The organism is Paraburkholderia sp. MM5384-R2 (assembly GCF_014201025.1).
In the GTDB taxonomy this organism is placed as follows: domain Bacteria; phylum Pseudomonadota; class Gammaproteobacteria; order Burkholderiales; family Burkholderiaceae; genus Paraburkholderia; species Paraburkholderia tuberum.
The window spans coordinates 23035-49911 of the sequence record NZ_JACHDI010000010.1 but is presented as its reverse complement, the minus strand read 5'-3'; the positions used below and the strand labels follow the sequence as shown (position 1 = coordinate 49911).

General features: G+C 61.7%; 25 protein-coding genes. 19 read left to right on the top strand and 6 right to left on the bottom strand.

What is annotated here, in order from left to right:
- Positions 1-2 precede the first annotated feature (2 nt).
- The gene (locus HDG37_RS17720; RefSeq protein WP_184050102.1) at positions 3-437 is read right to left on the bottom strand and encodes a MarR family winged helix-turn-helix transcriptional regulator; all 435 of its coding nucleotides are present in this window, start codon (positions 435-437) and stop codon (positions 3-5) included.
- A gap of 473 nt (positions 438-910) precedes the next feature.
- Between HDG37_RS17720 and HDG37_RS17715 the strand changes: the two genes are divergently transcribed.
- Together HDG37_RS17715 and HDG37_RS17710 are read left to right on the top strand one after the other, a co-directional pair.
- Positions 911-2845, top strand: a complete 1935-nt coding sequence (locus HDG37_RS17715) for a chloride channel protein (protein WP_184049854.1) — start codon at positions 911-913, stop codon at positions 2843-2845.
- Positions 2829-3083, top strand: coding sequence for a hypothetical protein (locus HDG37_RS17710; RefSeq protein ID WP_184049852.1), 255 nt, complete (start codon positions 2829-2831; stop codon positions 3081-3083). Before HDG37_RS17715 ends, HDG37_RS17710 begins: the two co-directional genes overlap by 17 nt.
- Positions 3084-3111: 28 nt before the next feature.
- Here the strand turns inward: HDG37_RS17710 and pal are convergent, their stop codons facing one another.
- Positions 3112-3609 (bottom strand): peptidoglycan-associated lipoprotein Pal, encoded by a 498-nt coding sequence (gene pal / locus HDG37_RS17705; protein ID WP_184049850.1) that lies wholly within the window; start codon positions 3607-3609, stop codon positions 3112-3114.
- Positions 3610-4317: 708 nt separating this feature from the next.
- On the opposite strand from pal, the gene HDG37_RS39350 reads away from it, so the two are divergent.
- From HDG37_RS39350 to HDG37_RS17640, 13 genes are all read left to right on the top strand, one after another.
- Positions 4318-4404: a hypothetical protein gene (locus tag HDG37_RS39350; RefSeq protein ID WP_311541500.1), complete on the top strand. Its 87-nt coding sequence runs from the start codon at positions 4318-4320 to the stop codon at positions 4402-4404.
- 1182 nt (positions 4405-5586) lie between these two features.
- Positions 5587-6843, top strand: a complete 1257-nt coding sequence (locus tag HDG37_RS17695) for an ABC transporter substrate-binding protein (protein WP_184049848.1) — start codon at positions 5587-5589, stop codon at positions 6841-6843.
- Between the two features lie 116 nt (positions 6844-6959).
- A complete protein-coding gene (locus HDG37_RS17690; protein ID WP_184033934.1) occupies positions 6960-7829 on the top strand; it encodes a branched-chain amino acid ABC transporter permease in 870 nt (289 codons plus the stop codon).
- 53 nt (positions 7830-7882) lie between these two features.
- On the top strand, positions 7883-8776 hold the full coding sequence (locus HDG37_RS17685) for a branched-chain amino acid ABC transporter permease (protein WP_260334916.1): 894 nt from the start codon (positions 7883-7885) through the stop codon (positions 8774-8776).
- Complete coding sequence (locus HDG37_RS17680) at positions 8773-9522, top strand: ABC transporter ATP-binding protein (protein ID WP_184049844.1); 750 nt, start codon at positions 8773-8775, stop codon at positions 9520-9522. The genes HDG37_RS17685 and HDG37_RS17680 overlap by 4 nt, the downstream gene beginning before the upstream one ends.
- Positions 9519-10247, top strand: a complete 729-nt coding sequence (locus tag HDG37_RS17675; protein WP_184049842.1) for an ABC transporter ATP-binding protein — start codon at positions 9519-9521, stop codon at positions 10245-10247. Before HDG37_RS17680 ends, HDG37_RS17675 begins: the two co-directional genes overlap by 4 nt.
- Before the next feature lie 245 nt (positions 10248-10492).
- Complete coding sequence (locus tag HDG37_RS17670) at positions 10493-12094, top strand: APC family permease (RefSeq protein WP_184049840.1); 1602 nt, start codon at positions 10493-10495, stop codon at positions 12092-12094.
- A 304-nt stretch (positions 12095-12398) separates the two neighbouring features.
- A complete protein-coding gene (locus tag HDG37_RS17665) occupies positions 12399-13130 on the top strand; it encodes a YfdX family protein (protein ID WP_184049838.1) in 732 nt (243 codons plus the stop codon).
- Between the two features lie 363 nt (positions 13131-13493).
- Positions 13494-13817, top strand: coding sequence for a DUF1840 domain-containing protein (locus HDG37_RS17660; protein ID WP_090805945.1), 324 nt, complete (start codon positions 13494-13496; stop codon positions 13815-13817).
- 693 nt (positions 13818-14510) lie between these two features.
- On the top strand, positions 14511-15674 hold the full coding sequence (locus HDG37_RS17655) for an MFS transporter (RefSeq protein ID WP_184049836.1): 1164 nt from the start codon (positions 14511-14513) through the stop codon (positions 15672-15674).
- A gap of 95 nt (positions 15675-15769) precedes the next feature.
- On the top strand, positions 15770-17062 hold the full coding sequence (locus HDG37_RS17650; RefSeq protein ID WP_184050100.1) for a chloride channel protein: 1293 nt from the start codon (positions 15770-15772) through the stop codon (positions 17060-17062).
- A 44-nt stretch (positions 17063-17106) separates the two neighbouring features.
- Positions 17107-17766: a hypothetical protein gene (locus tag HDG37_RS17645; RefSeq protein WP_184049834.1), complete on the top strand. Its 660-nt coding sequence runs from the start codon at positions 17107-17109 to the stop codon at positions 17764-17766.
- 857 nt (positions 17767-18623) lie between these two features.
- Positions 18624-19337, top strand: a complete 714-nt coding sequence (locus HDG37_RS17640; RefSeq protein ID WP_090805938.1) for a DUF4396 domain-containing protein — start codon at positions 18624-18626, stop codon at positions 19335-19337.
- Positions 19338-20202: 865 nt separating this feature from the next.
- Here the strand turns inward: HDG37_RS17640 and HDG37_RS17635 are convergent.
- Positions 20203-21108, bottom strand: a complete 906-nt coding sequence (locus HDG37_RS17635; RefSeq protein ID WP_184049832.1) for an NAD(P)H-binding protein — start codon at positions 21106-21108, stop codon at positions 20203-20205.
- A 237-nt stretch (positions 21109-21345) separates the two neighbouring features.
- Between HDG37_RS17635 and HDG37_RS17630 the strand changes: the two genes are divergently transcribed.
- Entirely contained in the window at positions 21346-22257 is a 912-nt protein-coding gene (locus HDG37_RS17630) for an AraC family transcriptional regulator (protein WP_184049831.1), read from the top strand.
- 33 nt (positions 22258-22290) lie between these two features.
- Here HDG37_RS17630 and HDG37_RS17625 read toward each other — a convergent pair whose 3' ends face one another.
- The 3 genes from HDG37_RS17625 to HDG37_RS17615 all read right to left on the bottom strand — a co-directional run bounded on the left by HDG37_RS17625 (position 22291) and on the right by HDG37_RS17615 (position 24541).
- Positions 22291-23142, bottom strand: a complete 852-nt coding sequence (locus HDG37_RS17625) for an anti-sigma factor (RefSeq protein WP_184049829.1) — start codon at positions 23140-23142, stop codon at positions 22291-22293.
- Positions 23139-23657 (bottom strand): sigma-70 family RNA polymerase sigma factor, encoded by a 519-nt coding sequence (locus HDG37_RS17620; protein ID WP_018421072.1) that lies wholly within the window; start codon positions 23655-23657, stop codon positions 23139-23141. Before HDG37_RS17620 ends, HDG37_RS17625 begins: the two co-directional genes overlap by 4 nt.
- 158 nt (positions 23658-23815) lie before the next feature.
- Positions 23816-24541, bottom strand: coding sequence for an anti-sigma factor (locus HDG37_RS17615; RefSeq protein ID WP_184049827.1), 726 nt, complete (start codon positions 24539-24541; stop codon positions 23816-23818).
- Between the two features lie 166 nt (positions 24542-24707).
- Here HDG37_RS17615 and HDG37_RS17610 point away from each other — a divergent pair, with 166 nt between their 5' ends.
- The 3 genes from HDG37_RS17610 to HDG37_RS17600 all read left to right on the top strand — a co-directional run bounded on the left by HDG37_RS17610 (position 24708) and on the right by HDG37_RS17600 (position 26772).
- Positions 24708-24980 (top strand): DUF4148 domain-containing protein, encoded by a 273-nt coding sequence (locus tag HDG37_RS17610; protein ID WP_184049825.1) that lies wholly within the window; start codon positions 24708-24710, stop codon positions 24978-24980.
- 152 nt (positions 24981-25132) lie between these two features.
- Complete coding sequence (locus tag HDG37_RS17605; RefSeq protein ID WP_311541495.1) at positions 25133-26227, top strand: catalase family peroxidase; 1095 nt, start codon at positions 25133-25135, stop codon at positions 26225-26227.
- Between the two features lie 5 nt (positions 26228-26232).
- Complete coding sequence (locus tag HDG37_RS17600) at positions 26233-26772, top strand: cytochrome b (RefSeq protein WP_184049823.1); 540 nt, start codon at positions 26233-26235, stop codon at positions 26770-26772.
- Positions 26773-26877: the final 105 nt, after the last annotated feature.

Here is a 26877-nt window from a genome sequence, read left to right as displayed (position 1 = left end):
GATCACCAATCTGGCGATTTGGCCGCTCCGCCAACCAGTGGTGTCTGTTGAACCTGAAACTGCCCCAGCGCCCAACCGAATGACTCGATTTCCCGCTTATGCAGCATCGCGAGCTTCAACAGGCACCGCTCGCCTTTTTCCGTCAGGTGGACCTGCACGAGTCGCCGGTCGGAAGCGTCGGGACGACGCTCGACGAGCCCGGCGGCTTCGCAGCGGGACACGAGCGCCGCGGTGCCGTTGGGCGCTGCCTGCAACCGTTCAGCCAGTTCGCCGATACTGGCCCAGGAGCGGTCGGGAAATCCCCTGACGTGAAGGAGCATCTGATATTGCAGAGGCGTGACTCCTTCCGCGTGAGTAATTTCTTCCGAATACCGCAGGAACCTGCGTAACTGATAACGAAATGCCGACATGGCTTCGAGATCGTGCTTGTTGGGCATGCCGACCCGGATGTGCGGTGATGTTTGCTTCACTTTGCTACCTGTCTCGTTCGGAACATGGACCAGGCGCCTGAAGCCGGATTCTCTGCAGCCTTGCTGAAATCCTGTTGCTCTATCGCAAAGCGCACCGGCAATGCGGCGTGACGGGGTGACAGCGCAAAATCGTATCAGATGGATTGCGTGCCCGCGCCGGATCTGGATGCGGTGAACGGTGGGTGTTCCGTATCGCCACGACCATCAAGGTTGGTGAACACGCGTTGATAGGACTATAGTGCATGGCACGGCATGACATGATTGCCGAGGCCTGTCTACCCGGTCGCACCGACCGATTCAGGCGGGCGGTGCGATGTTCGATCATCCCCCCAAGACCGCTCGGCTTCTTTCTGCGTGGACCTTGTATTGCGTGCATGGGACCGCTCGAGGCTCCCGCGCCGAACGATGACCCGGTGTTGTCATGCGAGGAGAGGCGGGATATGGCCCCCACGAAACTCGACGGCAAGGAAGGAGATTCGGCGCCTCCTGAAAACGCGCAAGAAGTCGCGAAGCCGCTCGACCTCTATCGCATGAGCATGCTGGGGTTCTGCCTCGGGATCGTGACCGGTTTTGGCGCGGTGGTGTTCAGGATGCTGATCGGCACTATCCATAATGCGGCGTTTCTCGGACGCCTTTCGCCGCTCTACGACGCGAGCCAGTTTACCCCGCCGTCGCCATGGGGCGCATGGGTGATTCTCGTGCCGGTAGCAGGCGGCTTCGTGGTCACGTGGCTGGTAAGCCGCTTCGCACCGGAAGCAAAAGGGCATGGCGTGCCAGAAGTGATGGACGCGATCTATTTCGGGGGCGGCGTGATCCGTCCGGTCGTGGCGGTCGTCAAGTCGCTCGCATCGGCCATCGCGATCGGCACCGGCGCGGCGGTGGGCCGGGAAGGTCCGATCATCCAGATCGGTTCGGCACTGGGCTCGACGCTGGGTCAGTGGCTGCGGATGCCCGCCAGTCAGCGGATCATTCTCGTTGCGAGCGGCGCGGGGGCCGGCATTGCCGCGACGTTCAATACGCCGATCGGCGGCGTACTGTTCGCGACCGAGCTGATGATGCCGGAAATCAGCGTGGGGACTTTTCTGCCCGTCGCACTGGCAACGGGCACCGCCACGTTCGTGGGACGGCTGTTCCTTGGCGGAGCAGCGGCTTTCCTGGTTCCCCCTCAACTCGGCGCGCTCGATAACCATCTCGCGAGCGGCTTCACGCTGCTGCTCTACGCGCTGCTCGGGGTCGTGGCCGGCGTGGCGGCCGCGTTGCTGATTCGCGGATTGCACTGGGCGGAGGACGCCTTCGATCGCGTTCCGGGGCGTTTTGCGCGCCACGCGCTCGGCATGCTGTTCGTCGGCGCAATGATGTATCTGCTGATGCGCTACGCAGGCCACTACTACGTGGAAGGCGTGGGCTACGCAACGATCCAGGCGACGCTCAATGAACAGTTGCAAGGTGGCCTGTTCCTGCTGCTGCTTGCGCTGTGCAAGATGGCCGCGACATCGGTTAGCCTCGGCTCCGGCTCGTCGGGCGGCGTGTTCTCGCCGTCGCTGTTCATCGGCGCGACGTTGGGCGCCGCGCTGGCGTCCCTGTTCCATCTGCTGGTGCCGGCCGCTCCGGTCAGCGTGCCTGCATTCGCGATGGTCGGCATGGGGGCGGTGGTCGCGGGCGGCACGGGTGCCGCAATGACGGCAGTGGCGATGATCTTCGAAATGACGCGCGATTACGACATCGTGCTGCCGATGATACTTGCGGTTGCGTTCAGCATCGGCACCCGCCGGCTCCTCTCGCGCGAGACGATCTACACGATGAAACTCGTCAGGCGCGGTCATGTCATTCCAGATGCGTTGCACGCCAATATGTTTCTCGTGCAGAACGCGGGGGCGATCATGGAGGCCGACATACTGGTGCTCGACGCGGACGTCCCGTTTCGCGATCTCCTCGATCGCATGGGCATCGCGCCGTTCCGGCACATCGTCGTCACGAAGGCAGGCATGCTGTACGGCGTGCTGCGCATCAACACCGGCCTGCGCCGCGCGGTCAGCCATGACAATCCGACGGTTACGATCGGGCAACTCGCGAATCGCAACTTCATCGTCGTGAAGCGGTCCGAAGCGGCGTTTGAAGTGATCAGCGAACTCCGGCAGCGCCGCGCGGTGATGGCGGTGGTCCTCGTCGATGCCGCTGTCGATGGCGCGTTCGACGTGTCCGGCGTGATTGCGAAGGAGCATATTGCGGACGCCGTCGCCCGCAGTATCGATATTTTCCAGCCCCGGGCTCGCGGAAGGACCGCCACGTCGACGCAATCCGTGCGCGTCAACGACGCTTCGTATGCCGTGCACGGCCGGAGTCTCAAGGTGAGCGACCGTGAAGCTGAAAACTGAGTGGCGGACGTTGCGCGAGCGGCTCAAGGCCGCGGCGCACCTTGCGGATTCCGGGAGCACACGGGAAGACCGTTCGCCCGACGCAATCCCCGACCCGCGCGAGTGGGTGATCGTCTATCGCACCGAGCGCGGGTTCTGCTGCATGTACCGGGGCGAGCCGGTCGAATTCGACGAGATGCTGGACGTGCAGATATGGTCGGAGGAAGAGGACGTGCGGCTCTGGTACTTCGGGCTTTGAACTGCTCCGCGCGTCGTGCGCCGCGCGATTAGCGGTACACCAGGTCGGCGCGGCGATTCTGCGACCACGACGCCTCGTCGTGCCCCAGCGCAACCGGTTTTTCTTTACCCAGGCTGACGGCTTCCAGTTGCGTCCCGGGCACGCCAAGCGTTTCCAGCTCACGCATGACGGCCTGCGAGCGCCGCTCGCCCAAGGCGAGATTGTATTCGGTGGTGCCGCGCTCGTCGGTGTTGCCTTGTATCAGCACATGCTGGGACGGATGCCGGCGCAGATAGTCTGCATGTGCCTGGAGTAGCGCCTGATAGTCATCCCTGACCGTATAGCTGTCGAAATCGAAATAGATGCTTCGCTTTGCAAGCGGACTGTTGGGATTGTTCAGTTCGTCGATCGTCGAGGGACCGGTACTGAGCGCCGACGCATTGGCAGCCTGGCCGTTCGATGTGACCGTTTGCGGCGTTTTCGTTTCATGACATCCGGCGAGCAGCGCGAGCATCACGAACGTGAGCCGGATCGTGCATTTTTTCATTCTGTCTCCCAGAAAAGTGACGACGTGGAGCAGGGCAGTACGTCGAGGGAAGCGACGTCTTGAAGTCTATGTGGCGTTTGCGTGGTGTGCCTCCGTATTTTCCCAGGCGATGCCGCCATCGGAGCAGCCGCCGTAATCTCGCGAAGGTCATCTGAATGAACTCCTGCCGCGTTCCCCTTCCTGGTTTTCCGAAAAAGGTGCAGGAATCGCTTGAATAAATGTCACAACGTGCTTATCCTAGGGGCTAGTGGTGTGGGGCCTGGCGTGCCGATATTGCATGTTATGGCGTATGGTCCGGCAGCAAGCCCACTCGTTTTCAGGCGACAGAAGGCGATTCCCCTCCGCCCAGCTTTACGGCTGGGCTTTTTTTCGTTGATCCATATCTGACGTTGAAACCGTCTGCCACTTTCTTCCGCATCCTGGACAGAAGAACGCTGCAACATGTTCGGCGGCTTTGGTTCCACGATGGAATCTTCTGGGTGGGCCCGTTGGTCACCGCTCTCGTCGCAGTGCTGGAAGCGCATCTGATTGACGCAGATTGTGACATATTGCGGCGTGCCGACGATCCACGTCGGCTATCGCTGATGATTAACCTGCGGCACTTCCATCCCGCGCGATTTCGGGACTATCCGCGGCGTCGATCTCGAGCACAGGCTCGCGTTCGCCGGCGCCCCCACAGGCCTGTCGGCGGCGTTCAATGCGCCGCTTGTGAACGCGGTCTTTGCCATCAAGGAATTGACCCGCAGCTTCGAGGCACGCATGAGCGGCGTGATCATTACGGCGCAATCGAAGTAGGCAATTACATGCCTGGTCTGCTCGCCGTCGCGGTGCTGCTGATCGGCGTCATCTCCGGGTTTGCAAGGCCTTCGTGATTGTCATCGCGATGATCAATAGGGAGCACCGGGTGCGGGATCCATCGGTGCGCTGCACTCGCAGATAGGGAGTAAACACAGATTTATTTGGCAGATGCCACCCGCTATCATGCAGCGACTGTGCCGTGAGGCGGCAAGTTCCGAACGTCTGAATTCTGAAGTGATACAGCGATCATTCATGAAGTCTGCGCCAGACTCATCAAAACTCCTTTGCAAGCTCACCAAGGCCGTGCTATTGGTCGCGACAGCCATTTGCGGTAGCGTGAACGCGATGACAGGTGATCGGATGCTGGACGAGTTAGTGCCGCTGGATTCCTCTGGTCCATGGGCCAGGACGAGGTCTTCGAGCAGAGGCTCGACCTCTGAGGCAGTATCCTCTCCAACGACACCAACGACACCATGGTATCCGGAGCGCGCCGATCCGTATTCCCGGTCTTCTTTGGCGGACATATCGCTGGCAGCGCACGGCGAAATCCTGGCGTTTGACGATGCATACACGCCGTCACGTAATGCGTTTGGCGCAGGAAGTTTCGCACTCAGCGCGTTGGGTTTCGGGGCTTCGAGCCTCGATTAATCATCTCAATCGCGGTAGCGAGGGCCGTGGCTGGTCTTGCCTGATTGTGGAGGGGAACTCACCCATTCGAAATCGGCCATCTCTGTAACGGACGCCGCGCACGAAACGCCGATGTGGTTCCACAATTACGCGTTCGCTTTGGCGCAATCTTTGACAACCGGATCCGTTGCGAGCGCGACCACTGCCGACGATGCTGCCAGATCTCCCAACACCCGGCGCGAGCATCGGAGTTGTTCCGGATGCCTCAATGGAGGAAGGGTTCTTCAGAGTGGAGGTTTTCCCGCGTCTCTTTCATGCGCGTCCCGGAACATTTACTGAAGCGCTTTACCCGCGCACCGCGCCGGTGCGCGTTGAATCACCGCGATAGACCGGCTGGCACTCAGACGTTTCGTTACATTCCATGGAATTATGTCATATCGTGCACTAACATTTGGTATGCGTTGGAAATCCGAAGCGTAGAAATCGGAACCAGCTTTCCCAGGAGGAGAGCGCGAGCATTGCTCGGACGTGTCCATTCTGTGGGAGACCGAAATGGGAAGACTATCGACCGCGGGCCGACGCCATCGCCGGCTCGTACTGAAGGCTGCTGCCGCAGCCGGAATTGCGCAGATCGGCGCACCCTTCATCATCAAGGCGCGCGGAGAGGTTCCAGTCAAATTCGGGCTCGACGACCCGTTGACAGGTACCTACGCTGCGCTCGGCAAGAACGAACAAATGGGTTGCGAATACGCGATCGATCAGATCAATGCGCGCGGGGGCATATTGGGTCGTCCGGTTCAGCTCATCGTGGAGGATTCCACCAGCGCGGATACTGGCGCTGCTGTACAGAAGGCGCGCAAGCTGATCGAACGTGACAAGGTGGACTTCCTGCTTGGCAATGTCAACTCGGCTATGGCGCTTGCGATCGGGCAGGTTTCAAACGAATTGAAAACACTGCATATCGTGACGGGTGGGCATACCGACGCCGTGACCGGTAAGGATTGTCACTGGAACGTCTTTCGGGTCTGCAATACGACGAGGATGGAAACCAACTCGGTATCGAAGGTCCTGTTCGACCGGTACGGAAAAAAATGGTTTTTCATCACCCCCGATTACGCATTTGGCCACACCTTGCAACTCGGCTTCGAGGCGAGCCTGAAGAAGTTCGGAGGGGTGGAGGCTGGAGCCGCGTTGGCGCCGCTTGGCACCACCGACTATTCGTCATATTTGATCAAGGCGCAGGCTGCCGATCCTGACGTCATCCTGTTTCTTACCGCAGGTCAGGATGCTGTCAATTCGCTTAAGCAGGCGGTGCAGTTCGGCCTTAACAAGCATTTCCACATCGCCGGGGCGCAGCAGGAACTGGAGGTGCTCGAGGGCTTGCCGCCGGATGCGCGAATCGGTACGTGGGTATTCGAATGGTACTGGGACCAGCCCAACGTACCCCACGTAGCGGAATACGTGGCCGGCATCCGTAAGAAGGCCGGGAGAGTGCCGACGGCCAGACACTGGTTCGGGCACGTCGCCGTCAATAGCGTTGCACTCGTCGCTAATCAGGAGAAGACGCTTGACGCGGTTAAACTGGCGCGGGCGCTCGAAGGCTTCAAGTTGCCGCCGGACGTAGGGCTGATGCCGGACACACCGTTCTATCGGGCCGGCAACCATCAGCTCATGCCGGATCTCTATGTGGGACATGCGGTAGCGCAGGGACCTAGACCTGATGATCTATTCCACGTCGATCAGTTGGTCAAGGGCATCGACGCCGCGCTGCCGGTCAGCGAAACCGGCTGCCGTCTCACATGGGCATGACCGGATCGGGGAGCCAGACAGGGGACTGAGTGCCTATTGACGTCGCGCTGCCGCAACTGCCGCGCGACCGATGAGCCGGGACATCGGTCTCGGACGTCGGCAGCACAGGTAACGGTATGACGCAACTGATCCTGTTCAACGTATTCAACGGTATCGTCATTGGCGCGTTTTACGCGCTAATGGCGCTTGGCCTGTCGCTGATCCTGAATCTGAGCGGTGTCATCAACTTCGCGCACGGCGGATTCCTGGCAATTGGCGCTTACCTCGCCTACACGATCATGCCGTATGTCGGCTTTTGGGCGGCGCTTGTTATTGCCCCCTTGCTGACGGCTGCTATCGGACTGCTGATCGAGCGGGTACTGATTCGCCCGCTGTATGGAAGAGATCCCCTATACAGTCTGCTGCTCACGTTCGGGCTCGCGTTTCTGCTGCAGGACGGTAGCCGCTATATCTGGGGGCCTCAGACATTGCCATACCAGATTCCGGACGCGCTGAACCAGCCATTGACGTCCTCGTTCTTCTTTCTAACGGGCTATCGTGTGTTCATGGTCGTTCTGGTTGTGATCGTCGTGGCGGCGCTCTTCATGTTCCTGAAGTTCACTCGATCCGGCATTCGTATCCGCGCTGGTGTCGGAGACCTCGAAACGGTCGCGACACTGGGCGTGAATGTACGGTGGCTTCGCAGCATGAATTTCGGCCTCGGCATCTTTCTCGCGGGGCTGGCTGGCGTCCTGGCAGCCGGCATGCTCGGACTGCAACCGACCATCGGTGATTCGCTCATCATGCCGAGTTTCGTTGCGATCATCGTCGGGGGACTGGGCAGCCTGCCGGGTACGCTGCTCGGCGGCATTCTCATCGGCGTCGCTTCTGGCCTGACTTCTGTCTTTTTCCCGTCCGCGACCGAAGCGGTGATTTACGTCCTGATGGGGCTAGTGCTGCTCGTACGTCCGCGCGGACTGCTGGGTGAGGAAGGGAGGGTCCAGTGAGATCGTCACTGCAACTCGCGGGGGATGCGGCGGTCTGGCTGGCGCTCGCAGCCATGCCGTACTGGATCACCTGGCTCGGCGGCTATACGGCACTTGGTACACGCGTAGTAGTAATGGCTTTGGCGGCGATGGCGCTCAATTTTCTACTCGGTTTTACAGGCGTGTTGTCGTTCGGTCACGCGGCGTATTTTGGTCTCGGCGCGTATGGCGTTGGTATGACGATCCGTTATCTGGTGCCGAATACGCCGCTTGGTATCGTCATTGGGGTCGCGGCCGGCACGCTGGCGGCGGCGCTCATCGGCGCGCTGATTGCTAGGCTTCGGGGCGTCTATTTCGCCATGGCGACGATCGCATTCGGCCAGGTGTTCTACTTCGTCGCCTTTCGCTGGAACGCCGTGACTGGCGGCGACGATGGGCTCTCCGGATGGCATCGCATGCCTCTCCACTTTGGCCAGCAGAGAATCGACATTCTTGGCAACAGCACCGTGTTTTACTATTTCGTTCTGCTTTGCTTTGCCGTGTCGGTTGGCGTCATGACTGCGCTGTTGCGCTCTCCGTTTGGCCGTACGCTTCTGGCGATACGCGAGAACGAAAAACGGGCGCGCTTCCTGGGTCTGCCGGTGGAGCAGCATATCTGGCTGTCGTTCGTGATCTCCTGCTTTTTCGTGAGTTTTGCCGGTACCCTGTACGCGCTGCTCAATAACTTCGCCGATCCGCATGATCTGCGGTGGGACCAGTCAGGCGATTTTGTGATCATGGCCGTGCTGGGGGGAATGCGCTCGTTGTGGGGACCGCTGATCGGCGCGGCCGTCTTCGTGCTGGTTCAGGATTACATCTCCACACGGACTGAGAACTGGATGTCGTTTATCGGCCTGCTGTTCATCCTCGTCGTTCTGTTCTTTCCCCGTGGCGTGCTGGGCATCCGGACGGGCGGGGTGCGTTCATGAGCCTGCTCGTAGTCGATCACGTATCTCACCGGTTCGGCAATCTTCGCGCGGTTAGCGATGTTTGCCTGACGGTGGAAGCCGGTGAGCTTCGCGCGGTAATTGGGCCTAACGGTGCAGGAAAGACGACGTTCTTCAACCTGATCAGTGGGTTCTTTCCGCCTACGTCGGGGCGTATCGTGTTCGACGGACGCGACGTGACCCGGCTTGCGCCTCATCGCCGCGTTGCCATGGGAATGGCGCGGACTTTCCAGATTACGGAAGTTTTTCCTGAGTTGTCCGTTCGCGATAATCTGCGGATTCCGGTCGAACTTCGAGCCGGGCACAGGCTCTCGCCGTGGCTATCGAGGGCGGCGCGCACGACCGTCAACCAGCGGCTGGAAGAATTGCTCGTGCTCGGCGGACTCGAGCAGCGTTCGCGCCGGTTGGTGGGTGAGCTGTCGCTTGGCGACCAGCGAGCCACGGAAATCATCATGTCGCTTGCACTCGAACCCAGGCTCCTGCTCCTCGACGAACCGACCGCGGGGATGGGAGATCAGGAAACCTACGACGTGACGCAACTGATACGACGCCTGCACCGCGATCGATCGCTGACGATGATTCTGATCGAGCACGACATGCGCGTCATCTTCCAACTGGCACAGCGCATCATGGTGCTCGCCGAAGGCAGGATTCTGGCAGAAGGAACGCCCGAAGAAATCACCGGCAATCAAGCCGTGCAAGCAGCCTATCTGGGAACAGCAAAATGAGTGCCCTGGTTGCCGAGGGACTGCAGACCTGGTACGGCAAGAGCCACATTCTGCATGGCGTATCGGTGGACGTTGACGACGGCCAGATTGTCGCCCTGGTAGGGCGCAACGGCGCCGGCAAGACGACAACCATGCGAAGCCTGATGGGATTGACCCGGCCACGCGCGGGAAGGGTGAACATTCTAGGCCGCGAAACGACCGGCTGGCCGCCAGACCGGGTCGCGGCGCTCGGTGTGGGATATGTGCCGGAGGGTAGGCGCATATTCGCGGGTCTCAGCGTGGAAGAAAATCTGCTTGTGCCCAACGGGCGCACCGGTCCCTGGACGATCGCACGGGTGTTTGAGCTTTTTCCCCGGTTACGCGAGCGTCGCAACAGCAAGGGCCGGCAACTCTCCGGAGGGGAGCAGGAAATGCTCGCGATCGCACGCGGCCTGCTGCTCAACCCACGCGTACTGCTTCTCGATGAGCCGTCTCAAGGTCTCGCACCGCTGATGGTGCAGGAAGTGTTTGACGTTATCGTCAGAATGCGCGCCGAAGGCATGTCGGTGCTTCTGGTTGAGCAGAACGTTCGAGCGGCTGTCGAGATTGCCGACGCGGCTTGCGTGCTGGACGATGGTCGGGTCGTTTTTTCCGGATCCGCGCGAGAACTTGCGCGCGACGAAGCTCGTGTGCGTACTCTGGCCGGGGCCAGTGCGAGCGATTGGCGCATGCTCGACGATGCTTGAATCGCATGAAGCCATGCCACGAATATGAAATGGCACAGTGTGAACTAACGCTCGTCGAAGCGCACAGGCATTTCCAAGCCCTTTAATTGTTGCTTCGGTTCACGGCGGGAATTTTATCGCCGTCTTTGCGGTCGAAGCGTTCAGGGTGAGCCGTTCATGTATGACGGTGCGCGGACGCGCACCGCCTCTTTCGCGCAACGCCGGTTCAAAAACCGAACTCCGGGGCAGGCGCAAGGAGACCAGAAATGAGCACGATTTCCGACCTGACGCTATCGGGCAAACTGCGTCGCGATGCTGGGATAGTGGGGTTGCTGTTCGCAAGCACCACTAGCATGATTGGTTCAGGGTGGCTGTTCGGCGCCTACCATGCATCGAGAATAGCCGGTCCGTTGAGCATAGGCAGTTGGGCGCTTGGCGCTGTCATCATCATGCTGATTGCGCTATGTTTCGCGGAGCTTGCCGCCGTTTTTCCTCGTAGTGGGGCGCTGGTTCATATGAGCCACGCGAGCCATGGCGACGGACTTGGAAGGTTGTGGTGCTGGCTGCTCTTCCTCGCCTATGTTCCGGTGCCTGCAGTCGAAGCCGAAGCAATCGTCACCTATGCAAGCAACTATCTGCCATGGCTGATCCGTCCTGGCTCCGCCGGGGTGCTGAGTTTTGCGGGCTTCTTCGTGTGCGCCGGTTTGCTCGGAATCACCGCGCTGCTGAATCTGATGGTGATCAGATGGCTGCTCAACGTCAATTCAACCATTACGTGGTGGAAAATTCTGGTGCCGATACTGACCATCGTTGGCTTGATGGCAGCGAGCACCCACTGGGATGTCGTGCGTGCGGCGCCTGACACCTACAAGCTCTCCGGCATGTTCACGGCACTTCCCGCAGCAGGTATCGTTTTCAGCTATTTGGGCTTCCGTACTGCGATCGACCTCGGCGGCGAAACGGCCAATCCACATCGCGACATTCCGCTAGCCGTGATTGGCTCGGTCGTGCTCGCTGCAGCGGTTTACATCATGTTGCAAGTGGCCTTTATCTGGGCGCTGTCGCCGGTCGATCTCGCGCACGGATGGGCACACCTCAGCTTCAAGGGGGAAATGGGACCGTTCGCTGGACTTGCCGCGACGCTCGGGCTCGGCTGGATGGCGACGCTTCTATATATCGACGCCTATATATCGCCTGGCGGCACGGGGCTGATGTATGTAACCGGCGGATCGCGCGTCCTCTTTGCTACGGGCGAAATGGAGGCCGGTCCCCGCATGCTGACAAAGCTGAACCGCAACAAGGTGCCATGGCTGGCGGTTCTCGTGATGTGGGTGGTTGGCACCATTTTCCTGCTGCCGTTTCCTGCATGGCAGAAGATGGTCGACTACATTACGTCGGTTACGGTGCTGACATATGGTCTTGGTCCGGTCGCGTTACTGGTGTTGCGCCGTAACCTTCCGGAACTGCATCGTCCATTTCGCATGTGGGCCGCGCCTGTGCTGGCGCCACTCGCATTTATCTGCAGCAACCTCGTAATATATTGGACTGGCTTTGCAACGAACACCTTTCTGTTTGCGCTGGTGGCGATCGGTTTCGTACTCTACGCGGCGTACTACCACATCGTCTTGCGCAAAGCTGCGAAAGACTTCGGCTGGAACAACATTGCGTGGCTGTTGCCATGGTTTGGGGGCATCTGGTTATTGTCTTGGCTCGGCGGCATCGGTGGCGGACTCGGTGTGATCGGATTCGGTTGGGACATTCTTCTAGTGGCGCTCTGGAGCGTGATCGTGATGAGGCTAGCAATGCGCTGCGCGTTGCGCGTCGAGCAGACGCGAGCAATGATGGAGCGAATGGACGCGACGAGTTGACTGGCAACGCCATCGTTCAGCGAGGCAGGAGTCAACGGAAGCTCTATCCGTTAGCGGGGCGCTTGAAGGGACTACCCGAGTACCCGCCTGAACTGCAAGCCAGACTTCCAACGGTGAGATCTGGTCAGGGAGTCGCGCTCATGTAATGAGCGGGGATCGAGCAAGACTTGTCTAACCGGAAAAAGCGTCAACTGTTCGAAGTTCAAGCCCTGTGAAAGTCTCGCATGCCATATGCGCCGCCGATGTGAGCGCGCAAGGCTGCATGCGACGTCTGGAACTGGACACTCGCTGAGGAGAATGAACCATGAAAAGGCATCAGGTTATCGCTGTCACGTGCGCGTTGCTCTCCGCCGCCTATTGTGGTGCGACCGTGCAGGCGGCCGAGTCCCCGCGGGGCGTCGCGTCGGACATGGGCAAAGTCTCGGGGAAAGGAAACGAGGCCTTCCAGCAGATCGAACTTGCGCGACTCGCAATCTTCAACGGTAACGGTTCGGAGGCCGCCACGCTTGTAAAAGCCGCCCAGAAATCACTGCAGGAAGCGCAGGCTGACAATACTGCTTTTACCAAGGCCGAAAAAGACTTGAAACTTCCACCCACGGCTTCCAGCGCGCCGCATGTCCAAGCGGACGTCGCTCGCGCTTCGCAGGAACTGACGTGGCTTCCAGTTGGCGCTGACGTAACTATCACCGACCATCTCGCCCAGTCTTCCGAGAAATCCAAAGCGGTGGCATCCGCGAATGAGCACATCAAGCAAGGTCAGCGGGATCAGGCGCTCAACGCCCTGAAGGTCGCGAATATCAACGTTGCCTACACCATGGAACTCGTTCCGCTAAAACTGGTGATCGCGGACGTCAATGACGCTGCGAGGCTGATCTCTCAGCACCAGTACTATCAAGCAAATGACGCCCTCCGGCAGGCGGTGGCGAGCGTACGGTATGACTGGGTCGACCTGGACGCCATTCCTCAGCACGCACAAACCGCACAAATGGCTTCGAAGCCTGCCGGGCATCCCGCCTCGTCCGCGAGCGCACGATGAATCTGTCCGCGATGCCAAAGCGTCCCTGGCGGTACAGAGGGACAATTTAGCGTTAGCTTATTCTGAAGGGTCATCACGCCCCCAAAGAGCAGTCGATCACGGCATTTATTGCCTCCGCTTATGCCACAACACAACGAACGTCGTGCGCAGCTAATGAGCGCTGCCCGCGAGTTAGATTCATGTCGACCTGCCAGCGCGCCGGTAAGGTATGGTCCGCGCATCTGATCTTTATATAGCACAATGTGATACATTGGCCTACACTTTGGATATCGAGGTTAGCGCAAGCCTCGTTGCTGGTTATAAGCGTCGATTGCATCAGGCGGCCGTCGCAACGGCGCAGTTGTCCTTCGCGGAGAGGTCTGTATGCTTGTTACGTTCAAGTGCCGTTCAACTCCGGACGTCGTCATGCTGCGGAACCTCGCGGAATATCTCCTCGCAGCCATTGGTAAGCAAGTCGCCACTCGTGGCGTGATCAGCCACGACGAACTGGGTACGGTGATAACGCGACTTGAACGCGCTATCGAAGATCAGGCACGCACTGAATTAGCCCTCAACGTCCTCCATCACGTGCCGAACGACCATAGTTCAAACAGTGCGGCCGCGACCGTCGAACATCGCGCCTGGCCATTGCTCGACATGATGCGCGAGGCCCATCGCCATGGCGACGATATTCTCTGGGGTATTTAGACCGTTGGAGCGCTGAGCTGCCGGCGCATGTCTTCGTTATCGCGAGACAGCGCCGCTGCCGTTGTCAGCGCAAGGGCGTTCCAGGGGATAGATGCGATAAGTCTGCAGATGCGACCTGACGTTCAAAGGATCATCGTCGCCACGCGCATCGAACCCGGCGCCGACGCATCATTTATTAGCGACCTGCCGCATCGGACCAATAATTCTCGACATGTCGCGAAGCTAAATGATTGCGATCCGACGTAATCTGCGCGAGCGGTAAATCGCGCGTGCCCTTCGTCGTGCGGCCGTAGGACGAGAGGTCTGGCCGCATCCGAACCGCTTCCGGGAGCGGGAGCCCTCGCGGCGCTCAGGGTTGCAATGACCGTCTGGGGATCGTTGAAGGCCGCATAAAAGAGCACGCCGGCCCAGATCACCAAGGTCTCAAGCAGCACGCCGGCGGGCTCACGGGCCGGGTTTTAAGTTTCGTTTAAGTTTTCGCGTCTAAATTCCCGGAAATGTCATGTCGTGCCATAATATTGCACCAGGCTTTCAGCGGGTGCGGCGCGCAATCGCGTGACTTCGACGTGTCCTCAGCTTGCCGGTCAAGCACGTCCGACTGCAGCATCGGCAGCTATCTTCACCCAGCGACTGCTGGGTTTTTTTTTACACGATATGAGCGCAACTTCCACATCGGCCACTTCCCGCTCGCGCATGAGTGCGCTCGAGCTGCGAGCGACGCTGTCGCTCGCAGCGATCTTTGCACTGCGCATGCTCGGTCTCTTCATGATCATGCCGGTGTTTTCGGTGTATGCGAAAACCATTCCCGGCGGCGACAATCTCCTGCTGGTCGGCATCGCGCTGGGGGCGTACGGCGTCACTCAATCGCTTTTCTATATCTTCTACGGCTGGGTTTCCGACAAGGTTGGCCGCAAGCCAGTTATCGCGACGGGTCTCGTGATATTTGCGATCGGCAGCTTCGTCGCCGCGGGGGCGCACGATATTGTGTGGATAATCGTCGGTCGCGTGATCCAGGGAATGGGCGCCGTTTCCTCCGCGGTGCTCGCTTTTATTGCCGACCTCACTGCCGAGCAGCACCGCACAAAAGCAATGGCGATGGTGGGGGCCTCGATCGGCATTTCTTTTGCGGTGGCGATCGTGGGTGCGCCTCTGGTGTTCCACTGGCTCGGGATGAGCGGCCTGTTCTCGCTGGTCGGCGCGCTCTCGATTCTCGCGGTGGGCGTGGTGATCTGGGTCGTGCCGGATTCGCCGAACCGGCCCGTCCACTTGCGGGCGCCATTTGCCGAAGTGCTCCACAACGTCGAGCTGCTGCGCCTGAACTTCGGCGTGCTCGTACTGCACGCCACGCAAACGGCGCTGTTCCTTGTGGTGCCTCGCCTGCTCGTCGACGCAGGGCTGCCGGTCTCGTTGCACTGGAAGGTCTATCTGCCGGTCATGGGCATTGCGTTCGTCATGATGGTGCCGGCCATCATTGCCGCGGAGAAGCGGGGGAAAATGAAGGCCGTGGTCGTCTCTGCAATCGGTCTGATCCTCATTGGCCTGCTATTGCTTGGCTCGCTCGAACATACACTCGTTATCGTGGCCGCCGTCCTGTTCGTGTATTTCCTCGGCTTTAACATCCTCGAAGCGTCGCAGCCCTCGCTCGTCTCGAAGCTCGCGCCGGGTGATCGGAAGGGTGCGGCCACGGGCGTATACAACACCACGCAGTCGATCGGCCTTGCCCTCGGCGGCGTGGTTGGCGGCTGGCTTCTAAAACACGATGGCGCGAACGCGGTGTTTTACGCGTGCTCCGGGCTCGTATTGTGCTGGCTCGCAATCGCGTTCAATATGAAGGTTCCGTCACCGCGGAAGGCCTGAATCGCGCTTCTGGCGCGAAATGCAGCCGGTGGGGGCGTCGCCGGAAAAAACCCAGAAGAAAAACAGGGGAACAGATCGTGCGCATTCTCGCGCTGATGGACCGTCGAAAGCTGCAGCGCATCAACCGGTTATGGCTCCACTATGGCGTATTCTGGCTGGGGGCGATCGCCGTAGGCCTGGTCGCGGTGCTTTACGCGAAGCTGATCGATTTCGGCTACGCTGTGTTCCTTCGCTATGCGGCTGACCGGTTCTGGCTGCCTCTGATTGTGGCGCCCGCAACAGGCGCCGTTACGGTGTGGCTTACACGGCGCTTCTTTGACGGTTCCGAGGGCAGCGGTATCCCCCAGGTGATCGCCATGCTGCACGGGCCGAACGAACTCGGGCCAAGGCTGCTTACGCTGCGTATTCTCGTTGGAAAGATTCTGGTCTCGTTCCTGGCCCTGCTCGGTGGCTTTACCATCGGCCGCGAAGGTCCGACCATTCATGTTGGCGCCGCCCTGATGTTCAGCCTGAGGCGCTTTTACCCGAGGCGTTTTCTGGCGATCCGGCCGGGCGTGCTGGAGCGCAGGCTCGCGCTCGCGGGTGCGGCCGCCGGTTTGTCGGCGGCATTCAATGCTCCGCTCGCAGGCGTGGTGTTCGCCATTGAGGAACTCATGCGCAGCTTCGAGGAGCGCGCGAGCGGCGTGCTGATCACGGCAATCATCTTCGCTGGCGTCGTTTCACTTGGGCTTCAGGGAAACTATGTGTATTTCGGCACGATCGATATCGGGTCGGGATTGCCCCGATGGATCAGCCTCGCCGTAGTGCTGATCGGTGTCCTTGCGGGCGCGCTAGGGGGATGCTTCTGCTGGCTGTTGCTCAACACGAAGCGCTGGATGCCCGAAGTTCTGCTCGAACTGCGCGTGAAGCGGCCTGTGCTGTTCGGCGCGCTATGCGGCCTGGTCATTGCGGTCGTCGGCGTGAGCGCAAATGGCCATACATTTGGCAGCGGCTATGCCGAAGCGCGGAGCATGCTGGAAGGCAGCGCGCATGTCAGCGCGGCATACCCGCTCTTGAAGATGGTCTCGATGGTGGGATCGTATCTGCCAGGCGCGCCCGGAGGCCTGTTCGCCCCGTCGCTTGCGATCGGGGCTGGCATCGGCAACACGGTTCACATGGCGTTCTCGCAGATCCAGCTTCCGATGCTCATCGCGCTCGGCATGGTCGGCTATCTGGCGGCGGTCACCCAGAGCCCAATCACGGCGTTCGTGATCGTCATCGAGATGATCAACGGGCACGCGCTCGTTATCTCGCTGATGGCCACGGCGCTCATCGCGAGTCGCGTCTCGCGCTTTTTTGCGCCACCGCTGTACGAGGCGCTCTCGGAGCGTTATCTGCGCAAGCCGTAAGGCAAAGGCGACGGTTAGGTCGAACAGACATCGACGGAGTTCATATGGGGATCGCAGACAGAGTCGAAAAGCGTCTATTGGGCATGGCGCGCGTGCTATGTCTCATCGCGCTAGTTGGCGCCATCCTGGCGATGATCGCATTAATGTTTGCGCTTGGCGTTCCGAGGACGGCAGCTGTTATCACAAATCCGCCCGTCAGCGCGAGCGAGGTACTCTCTTCGATAGCGAGTTCGGAGGCGGCCAATGACGGTCTGAAGATCGGCAGCGCGAACGGCAACGCCATGGCGGATGTCGCTGGCGCCGCGGGATTAATTATCCCCGCTCCGCTTAATGCCCTGTTGAACCAGAATAATGCAAGCCAACCGCTGCTCAAGGCGTGGCTCGAGCGTATTCCCCAAGCCGACCGACAGCAGTTCCTGGATGAGCTGTCCGACGTCGTTGCGGCTGCCGGGCAGCACGCTGCTACGTGGGAATGGGACAACCGCGAGCGGTATGTTGCAGCCGCCATGGATCAGTATGCCCGTGTCAAGATCGGGCGGATTGATGCGGCCCAAAGCGCCGTTCAGGCGGCAGAGGGCAAAAACGCTCAGTTCGGTTCGTCGCTGGGAATTCTTCTCGCGTTGACAGGTTTCCTGACTTTGCTGCTACTGCTCACAGCGATCGAGCGCAATACGCGTAACAGCGCGCTGAAAAGACAGGAATGAGTTGGCGCGACTCGAGATGGGATGCCGATGTAAGGTGTTTTCTGTTGCACCAGCTGTTCTGAACCGGCGCGACCTCTCGTCACTCGCACAGCGCGGGCCGGAGACGCACGCCGGATTAAAGTCGAGACAGGTGGCGCAGTCGCTCCTCTGACGGCAGAGTCGATCGCTCGACCTGCTGGTTTGATCTGTCGGAGCGTTTCGGAGGCCGCGCCAACGCGAGGCCAAACTCACTTCTTTCGATTCTGACCGATGACCCGGGCAACGTGACGAGCGGGAGACCACCGCGAACAGGAGCCTATCGACAGAGCAGTCCCTGGGTAGATAACGGTCCAGGTCCGCATCGCGAAGCTCGCACAACTTACAGCTTTGCAGCCGTTAGCTTCGGGCGGCGACGCTGGCATGTGCGTCGCAGCACCGCAAATGGGCACGTCGTGCGACGCAGGGTTCAGAGAAGGTCGGTTTCACAGAAACGATTGTGGAAAAACCCGATGGGCAATTGCGGAGGCTATCTGATTGACGTTACGTGGTCAGAGCGCTGTCATCGTCGCTATTCTCCGATCGTCTTTTTCGCGCCCCGGCGAAATATTGTCCAAGCTGCTTAGGATCGGCGCGTTTTCCATGCGTTAAGCCTACATCGGTCGACGTTACAAGTGTTCACGACAAACGGTCCACGACAAACGACGTGCTTAAGGATGCATCGCGACCGTTCGGTTGACGTGCAATCTCGCCTGGTCATCAGGAGACCCGTAACCCGGCGTCTGCCCGAATCGAGCCGTTGTTCATCAGCCAATCTTGCAGAGCCGGAACGGCAGTTGCTCTTCTGTGCGCTATCAGTGCAAAGCCTTTCAAGACCAACGATGACTTACGGTACTTTTCCAGCCTGGCTCCATAGTCTGTCAATCGCCTGGATTGTGTTAGGCGTGGTGTGTGCCGTCATCATTGTGACTGACGAGGTAAGACATCCGCAGAAGATGTGGATCATGAGCCTGGTTTGGCCGCTGACCACGCTATTCGGCACAGTTCTCTGGCTTGCTGCCTATTATGCATGGGGACGCAACGTGCTCGCCGCCGAGGCTGGCGATAAAACGCAACCGTTCACAGTGATCGTGATGAAAGGCACTAGTCATTGCGGCGCTGGTTGCACACTCGGCGACATTGTTGTCGAATGGTCAGCGTTTGCGTTTCCAGGGTTGGCGGTGTGGTTCGGATGGCACAGCGTATTCAACGAGAAAACTTTTGCCGTCTGGATCCCAGACTTCATGATCGCCTTTCTGCTAGGAATCGGTTTTCAGTACTTCACCATCAAGCCGATGCGCGACCTGTCAATTGGACAGGGCGTGATCGCTGCAGTCAAAGCGGATATTGCGTCGATAACCGCGTGGCAGATTGGCATGTATGGAGCAATGGCGATCATTCAGTTCCTATGGTTCAAGCCGGTTTTTGGCGGCATCGCGAACGTTACCAGTTCGGAGTTCTGGTTCGCCATGCAGATCGCCATGCTCGCGGGCTTCGTAACGAGCTACCCTGTGAACTGGTGGCTGATTCGTTCCGGTGTGAAGGAGAAGATGTAGACCAAACCCTCAGCGAAAAGGGCACCGATAGCGAGAAGCAAAATCGCAACTGACGTGAAGGCGGTCCCACAGCCTCACCCCCGTTCCGCGTCCAGAAAATACCCATTGACCGCATGAAATCCGCCGCGCTTGGGAGCGGGTTGATCGCCACTGCTCTGTTCGCTGCGCGTGCAGGTCCGCCGGCGCGAACCGAAGCTTGCCGGCGGAATGTCACAGCAGACCGATCGTAGCTAGCGCGGCTACGTAGCGGCGCTGCATTAAGACCTCAGCTCGTGGTTGTACCTTAAAAGTCGTCGTTGTGGTCAGAGAAGCTCGAACCCTGGTTCAGGGTTGATCGCGTTGAAAAAGGCCGTGACCCGACTGTATCGCTGACGGTATCAACCTCTCAGTGGTCCGGCGTAAGCGTTGGCGTAGGTTTGTACGAGAAGGCTCGCCCGCGTCACCATTTCGACGAGAACGAGTAGACCGGCTCGATAAGCGGGTTGGCGGCGGCTTGCGGTGCTTGCCACCAGGCCAGCACCTTCAGCGCCGCTTGAGCCGCCCGCGGCTCATGACTGAGAACCTAGAACACGCCGAAATCGTCATTGCTGTCGGGAATCGCGGCGAGCAGGTTGGCAAGCGCGCGCCAGCCCGTGAAGCTCGATAGCCTTATCGCCATGCGCAGCCAGCGCGCGGCGCGTGAGCTCGGGTGCGTTGACGGTGTTGACGCTACGCACTGCATCCGTCGCATTGCGTTCTTCGTTGATCTGGCGTCGATCGATGCGCGAAGCAACGGGCAGGTCTGCATGCTGTCTTTCCAGTGTTGAACGCCTTCGACGCTGTTCGCACCGCGCCACGCCGTCCGCTTGCCCTACATCCACGCGGATCACCGCGCCTGCGCTGCGGTACCGGCCGCGCCCGATAGCAGCGCCCTCAACACCTGTCGCAACGTGGTGGCGCCGAAGCGTCGCTCGCTGATATTCGCCTCGACGTCGATGCGTCCAGCGTTGTGCGCGTCGTACAGATCGACGATCAGTTGGGCGTGCCGCTCGCCGAGCCCGGCGCCGCGCAGCACGGCACTCCATTCGTCGCGGGGCACCCGGTGGGCGATAACCGGCCGCCCGGACAGTTCCGCCAAGCTACGCGCGACGTCGAGCGCGCTTACCCGCTCTTTCCCTTCGATACTGACCACCCGTGGCGTCGCGCGCGAAGGCCCTTCATCGAGCAGCAACTGCGCGGCAAGCTCGCCGACGTCCTGCGCCGCGACTGTCGGAAACAGCTTGTCGAGCGGATCATGCAGACTCGGCAGCGCGCCCCGGCCGAGCGCGACCGGCAGCATGCGTGCCCAGTTCTGCATGTGCTCGGCGGCGCGCAACAAGATCAGCGACGACGCGACGGTGCGCAACTGCGTTTCGAGGTAGTGGAACAGCGTCGTGATGCCGGTGCCATCCGCGTGCTCGGCGCCGTAGTCGGACAGCGCGAGGAGCCGCGGTGGCGCGCTCATGCGCAACGCCGCGACGCCCGCGTCGATGATGCGCCGCATCGCGGCCGCGGGATCGTCATGCGCTCCCGGCACCGGACAGAGCCATTGCACTGCCTGCGCGCCGTCGATCGCGCGCGCGACCAGCCGTGGGTCGTTCAGGTCGGCGATCGCGATCTCGCAGCCGATTGCCGCGAGCGCTTCGGCTTGCGTGGCGTCGCGTACCACCGCGCGTACCTGGTGGCCCGCGCGACGCAATGCGGTTGCGCTCGCGTGTCCCACGTGACCGGTCGCTCCGAAAATGACGAACACGTTGTGCTCCTTTTGAGGATCGCTATGACGTGATGGTAGGGACGCGGTGCTCGCGAGGCGCTCAGATCTGGATGACTTTGCGCAGATCCGGATGATTTTTACGCCGATGCCGCGCAGGTCGCGTGAATCGCGTTGGCTGATCGCGAGCTACGAAATTCCGTCACGCCGGCGAACCTGCCAAAAACGCCGCACAATGCAGGCATCTCGCCGTCATTCAGCTCACTCAGGAGACAAGCGATGAACGCCGTCACCCCGATTCCCGCGCCTGCGCCGCACAGCGGCTCGCGCATCGCCGTGCGCACGAGCAGGGCGCTTGGCTGGCAAGGCTTCGGTGCGGAACTGGTCAACGTGTCGGCCGGTTTGCATCGGATGCCCGCGTTTCGCCATCATCGCGTGGGCGTGCACGTTGGTGCGCCGGTGACTGCGCGCTGTCTGTGCGATGCGCGCCGCCACACGCGGATTCAGGCGCACGGCGACGCCGACGTGATCCCCGCGGGGCTCGAAGGTCAGTGGAACGATGACGCCGCCTGCACGATTTTCAGCGTCTGGTTTGCCGAGGACTTCGCGCGGCGGACCGTCGAGCAGCTCGCGTTGAACTCGGCCGACTCGCAGCTGCGCCCGCGCTTCCAGATGCGCGATCCGCGCTTTCAGCATCTCGCCTGGGCGCTGCGCGCGGAGCTCGAAGCGGACGATGCGTCCGCTCCGCTCTACGCCGAAAGTCTGTGTACGGCGATGCTGGTGCGTCTGATCGGCGTCGAACCCATGCCGGGCAACCGGCGGCGTACGCTCGCGCCGCGCACGGCCGCACGTGTGATCGAGTTTATCGACGCGCATCTCGATCAGCGTCTGACGCTCGACGAGCTCGCCGCGCAGGCGCAACTGAGCGTGCCGCATTTCAAGGCGCTGTTTCGCGACACGCTCGGTGTGCCCGTGCATCAGTACGTGGTACAGCGCAGGGTCGAGCGCGCGCGAACGCTGCTGCTGCAAGGACGCCTCAGCGCAAGCCAGATCGCGCTCGAAACGGGCTTTGCGCATCAGAGCCATATGGCGCACTGGGTGTCGCGTTTGCTCGGTGCAACGCCGCGTGAACTGCGCGGCGCCGCGCGCGATGACGCGGCCATGTCGGGGCAGGAGAACCCACGACGTTGATGCGCGAACCGCGCGGCGCGGAACCCATCCGCTTCAACCGGGCGCGGCCCCCGTCAACTGCGCATAGACATCATGCGCTAGCTGCAGCAGCTCCTTGCGATCGATCCCACCCGACACCGCATAGCCAAAATCGCCGTCGACCCAATAGAACACGTTGACGGGCCCCGCCTGATACAGCTTGAACGCGGTCGTATTCGCGTTCTCGCGACGACGCGAGATGCACAGCGTGACGCGCTCGCCGTTCGGTCCGCGATACATGAACTGCGCGGTCGGACCGTCGTCGCCGGGCAGCAGGCGGCCGCCCGACAGCATGAATCCGCTCTTCGACAGCATTGGCGGATGGACCTCGGTGCCGAGCCGGTTCGCGAGCCATTGCACGAAGTCCTGCTCGCGATCGGCGCTCATGTCGCCCGGCCGGTCGATCGCCGGCATGTAGACGACGTGCGCGAGCGCCGCCTGGCGCGCGAAGCCCTCGGCGCTGTCCGCGCTGACCGGACGATTTCCGGCTTGCGTTTCGGCCCCTGGGTCGGTTCGATCGATCGCAACCGGTGCAATCAGATCGTTCCTGTGCATGCCGATGCCCACGCCGAGCACGAGCGCCGCGGCCATGCCCGCGAACTGCGCGGCAAAACGCGGCCAGTTCGCGGCTGCTCGCGCGCGGCGCGGCGCACCGGTCTGCAGGTGCTTCGGCACGGGCTCGCTGAGCACGCGGTCGTAGCGCTCGTGAAGCAGACCATTGAGCGAAAAGTAATCGCTGACGCGCGCGGCCAGCTCCGGATTCTGTTCGAGCGCGCGCTCCACCTCATCGCGCCGCTCGCCGGACAGCGTGCCGTCCACGTACGCGTGCAAGTCTTCTTCGCCGATCGGCATTTGCGGCTCGCTCATCGCACCACCTGTAATTTCGCACCGGGCTGGGCGCCCGCCATCAAAGCCCGCAGCCGTTCGCGTCCGCGCGAGAGCCGCGACATCACCGTGCCGATCGGAACGTTCAGCGCGAGCGCGACATCGGCGTAGCTCATCTCCTCGAGACCGACCAGCAGCACCACCTCGCGCTGTTCGACCGGCAGCCGCTGCAACGCGTAGTCGAGGTCGCGCATTTCGAGCGAACGCGTCTGGCCCGACGGCACCGCGAGCTCGCTTTCGGCGATGCTGTCGTCGTCGACCGCGACGTGGACCGCGCGCGCCGACGCCTTGCGCGCCTGATTCGCGAAGACGTTGTGCATGATCGTGAACAGCCACGCGCGCAGATCGGTGCCCGGCTGGAACAGACGGGTGCGGCCGAGCGCGCGCTCGAGCGTGTCCTGCACGAGGTCGTCGGCGAGCTCACGATTGTTGATCAGCGCCCGCGCATAGCGCCGCAGACGCGGCACGTGCTCGATCAGTTCGTCACGGACATCCATGGTTGATCCCGGTCAAGCGGCGTGGGGGTGGCATCGGCTTCATTCGCGTCGGTATCGATACGCGCCGGGCCGGTCGCGGAGGCTTCCGTCGCACGATGCGTTCGAACTGCAAACACCTGTCAGCGCATTTTATTCCGCGAGGGCCGCGCGCACCGGCGTCAGCGCGCGCTCATCACGTCGGCGGCGCGCATCAGGCCGTGGGTGCGCGCATTGCCCGCGATGACGAAACGCTGCCGCTGCGCGGTCCACGTCAACAGCCGCAGCTCGCCGATGCGGCGCGCGGCCCACTGCGGCTCTTCCCGCGCAAACGGCGCCGCGGCCGACAGCACGACCACCGGTTGCTGATCGCCGTTCAGATAGACGAGTTCGTCCGCGCGCTGCAATGGCCCGAGCCGCAGCACGCGTTGCTCGACGAGGCGCAGGCCGATCGCGCCGAGATCCGGCGCGGCTGGATCGACGCGCGTCGGCGATGCGGAGGAAAAGGGCCGTGCGGTGGCTTCGGCGAGCGCCATCACGGCGGCATTATCGAGCGCTCGTGCCGACACTTGAGTCGCCATGAGCCAACCGCTGATGGCGCTCAGCATCAGCGCGAGCGCGACGAGCGCGACAAGCGTTCGGCGTGCGCGACCACCCGGTTGCGGGCGCATGCGCAGCGGGCGCGATCCGCCGAGGCGCCCGGGCGCGGGCTCCCCGGCGGTCTGAAACGTGGCCTGGATCTGTGCGTTCAAGCGGTCGTAAAAGGCGACACGCCGTGCTTCCGCCGGATGCTTGCCGAGATAGTCGCGCAGCGACGCGGCGCGCTCGGGCGTCAGCGTGCCGTCCGCATAGGCCTGGATGTCGTCTTCGGAGGGCGGAGCGCCGGAGGGGCGGTAAGTCGAGGTCATGATGATGCGCGGTCTTGATTGCTGCTATCGGACGGCAAACACGGCGGCGGGGACATTTATTCCCCGCGCCGGCGATGTTTTTTTCACGCCGCGAATACAGGAATAAACGCTGCCCACCCGTGGTTCTCCCTGGTGCGAACCCGCACAACTCTCCAAGGAGTCGATCATGAAAAAGCTTTCGTTCGTTGCTTTGTCGCTCGTCGTTCTCGCCGCTTCGTCGAGCGCTTTTGCGCAGGGCAAGACACGTGCTCAGGTGTACCAGGAACTGATCGAGGCGCAGCAGAATGGTCTCGACTACATCACCGACGCGTCGTATCCCGATGTCAGTCCCGTGTTCGCACGTCAGGTCGAGCAGCGCAAGCAGGCGCTCGCCGCGCAAGCGGCGCTCGCCGCGAGCCACGTCGCGAACTCGGGAGCGCCGGCTGTTGGCACCCATTGAAGCAGCATCGGCCACTGGCGCGCGAGTGGGTTTGAATGTGCGCGCCAGGGCCGGATGGAATAGGCCGTAGCGAGGCGTGTTCGCCCGTACGTTGGTCGATGAGTCGATCGACCCATCGATCGAATCATCGATCCATCCGGCAAGGAGTTTCCGTGACACCACCCTTCGCACCCAAACCCAACCCCGCCGGCTCCGACCCGCGGCCGATCTGCGTGCCATGCCGGCTCGCCGCGATCGGCGCGGTCGCGCTCGCGGGCGGCTTCGCCTACACCGCGGGGTGGCTGACGCCCGCGCGTCTGACCGCCCCGCGCATCATCGATACGTTCGAGGCGGTCGCGGGCCCGCATCCCGGCTATCGACGCAATCACGCCAAGGGCCTGTGCGTCGACGGCTATTTCGACAGCAACGGCAATGGCGCGGCGCTGTCGCACGCGGTAGTGTTCGCGCCGGGCCGCACGCTGGTGTCGGGTCGCTTCGCGGTGCCCGGCGGCAATCCGTCCGCGCCCGATACGAGCTCGCCGGTGCGCAGTCTCGCGCTGCAGTTCCGGCTTCGCGATGGCGAACAGTGGCGTACCGGCATGAACTCGACGCCGGTGTTCGCGGTGCATACGCCAGCGCAGTTCTATCAGCAATTGCTGGCCACGAAGCCCGACCCTGCGACCGGCAAACCGGACCCCGCGAAGCTGAAAGCGTTCTACGCGGCCAATCCCGAGACGCAGCCGTTCCAGCGCTGGGTCAAGTCGCACGCGCCGTCGTCGAGCCTCGCGAACGCCGCATACTACGGCATCGACGCGTTTCTGTTTAGCGATGCCCACGGCACGACGCGCGCCGTGCGCTGGGCCGTCGTGCCCGACACGCCTTACGCGGCGATCACCGCGGCGCAGCAGGCCGAAAAGAACTTCCTCGCCGCCGACCTCGGCGAGCGTCTGCAACACGGACCGTTGCGCTGGCATCTGCTGTTGACCGTCGCGCAACCGGGCGACCCGACCGGCGACGCGACGCTGCAGTGGCCCGACGACCGCCAGCGCGTCGACGCGGGGACGCTCGTGATCGAACGCACCACGTCGCAAGAAGACGGCGCCTGCCGCGACATCAACTTCGATCCGACGATCGTGCCCGCCGGCATCGCGCCATCGGACGATCCGCTGCTCGCCGCGCGCTCTGCGGCCTACGCACAGTCGTTCCAACGCCGCACGCGCGAGGAGGCGCTGCATCCCGAGATCCATCGAACCCAGCCAAACGGATAGCCTTCATGACGCGCACCCGCACTCACTTCAGTCCGCTCGCGCGGCTGCTGCACTGGACGATGGCGCCGCTGATCGTCGCGATGCTGTTTATCGGCGTGGGCATGGTGGCGACGGTATCGCGCGCCCATGATGCGCTGGTCGCGCTGCATCGGCCGCTCGGCATCGCGTTGCTGCTGCTCGTGCTGGTGCGGCTCGCGGTGCGCGTGATGCGCGGCAGTCCGCCATTGCCCGCGCGCATGTCGAAGCCGCAACGAATCGCGGCGCATGCGTCGCACCTCGTGCTGTACGGGTTGATGCTCGCGATGCCGCTGATCGGCTGGGCCATGCTATCGGCGGCCGGCTATCCGGTCACGCTGTTCGGTCCGCTGCATCTGCCGCCGATCGCACCGCACGACGTCGCGCTGTTCGCGCTGCTGCGCGCGCTGCATACGTGGCTCGCGTTCGCGTTGTTCGCGACGGTGCTGCTGCATCTGGCGGCGGCGTTGTTGCATGGGCTGATCCTGCGCGACGGGGTGTGGGGCAGCATGGCCCGCGGCCAACGCTAATATGGGTCGAACCGCGGCTTGACCGGGTTGCTCCCGAACTGTCCAGATCGCCCGCCCTGGCGATTTTCGTCCAACGCGTAAAATGGCCGGTTATCACTGGCAAAT

What these genes read in the sequence shown, in the direction of transcription:
- HDG37_RS17720 (WP_184050102.1), bottom strand. Translation starts at nt 437, where the DNA reads ATGCCCAACAAGCACGATCTCGAAGCCATGTCGGCATTTCGTTATCAG.
- HDG37_RS17715 (WP_184049854.1), top strand. Translation starts at nt 911, where the DNA reads ATGGCCCCCACGAAACTCGACGGCAAGGAAGGAGATTCGGCGCCTCCT.
- pal (WP_184049850.1), bottom strand. Translation starts at nt 3,609, where the DNA reads ATGAAAAAATGCACGATCCGGCTCACGTTCGTGATGCTCGCGCTGCTC.
- HDG37_RS17695 (WP_184049848.1), top strand. Translation starts at nt 5,587, where the DNA reads ATGGGAAGACTATCGACCGCGGGCCGACGCCATCGCCGGCTCGTACTG.
- HDG37_RS17690 (WP_184033934.1), top strand. Translation starts at nt 6,960, where the DNA reads ATGACGCAACTGATCCTGTTCAACGTATTCAACGGTATCGTCATTGGC.
- HDG37_RS17685 (WP_260334916.1), top strand. Translation starts at nt 7,883, where the DNA reads ATGCCGTACTGGATCACCTGGCTCGGCGGCTATACGGCACTTGGTACA.
- HDG37_RS17680 (WP_184049844.1), top strand. Translation starts at nt 8,773, where the DNA reads ATGAGCCTGCTCGTAGTCGATCACGTATCTCACCGGTTCGGCAATCTT.
- HDG37_RS17675 (WP_184049842.1), top strand. Translation starts at nt 9,519, where the DNA reads ATGAGTGCCCTGGTTGCCGAGGGACTGCAGACCTGGTACGGCAAGAGC.
- HDG37_RS17670 (WP_184049840.1), top strand. Translation starts at nt 10,493, where the DNA reads ATGAGCACGATTTCCGACCTGACGCTATCGGGCAAACTGCGTCGCGAT.
- HDG37_RS17665 (WP_184049838.1), top strand. Translation starts at nt 12,399, where the DNA reads ATGAAAAGGCATCAGGTTATCGCTGTCACGTGCGCGTTGCTCTCCGCC.
- HDG37_RS17660 (WP_090805945.1), top strand. Translation starts at nt 13,494, where the DNA reads ATGCTTGTTACGTTCAAGTGCCGTTCAACTCCGGACGTCGTCATGCTG.
- HDG37_RS17655 (WP_184049836.1), top strand. Translation starts at nt 14,511, where the DNA reads ATGAGTGCGCTCGAGCTGCGAGCGACGCTGTCGCTCGCAGCGATCTTT.
- HDG37_RS17650 (WP_184050100.1), top strand. Translation starts at nt 15,770, where the DNA reads ATGGACCGTCGAAAGCTGCAGCGCATCAACCGGTTATGGCTCCACTAT.
- HDG37_RS17645 (WP_184049834.1), top strand. Translation starts at nt 17,107, where the DNA reads ATGGGGATCGCAGACAGAGTCGAAAAGCGTCTATTGGGCATGGCGCGC.
- HDG37_RS17640 (WP_090805938.1), top strand. Translation starts at nt 18,624, where the DNA reads ATGACTTACGGTACTTTTCCAGCCTGGCTCCATAGTCTGTCAATCGCC.
- HDG37_RS17630 (WP_184049831.1), top strand. Translation starts at nt 21,346, where the DNA reads ATGAACGCCGTCACCCCGATTCCCGCGCCTGCGCCGCACAGCGGCTCG.
- HDG37_RS17625 (WP_184049829.1), bottom strand. Translation starts at nt 23,142, where the DNA reads ATGAGCGAGCCGCAAATGCCGATCGGCGAAGAAGACTTGCACGCGTAC.
- HDG37_RS17620 (WP_018421072.1), bottom strand. Translation starts at nt 23,657, where the DNA reads ATGGATGTCCGTGACGAACTGATCGAGCACGTGCCGCGTCTGCGGCGC.
- HDG37_RS17615 (WP_184049827.1), bottom strand. Translation starts at nt 24,541, where the DNA reads ATGACCTCGACTTACCGCCCCTCCGGCGCTCCGCCCTCCGAAGACGAC.
- HDG37_RS17610 (WP_184049825.1), top strand. Translation starts at nt 24,708, where the DNA reads ATGAAAAAGCTTTCGTTCGTTGCTTTGTCGCTCGTCGTTCTCGCCGCT.
- HDG37_RS17600 (WP_184049823.1), top strand. Translation starts at nt 26,233, where the DNA reads ATGACGCGCACCCGCACTCACTTCAGTCCGCTCGCGCGGCTGCTGCAC.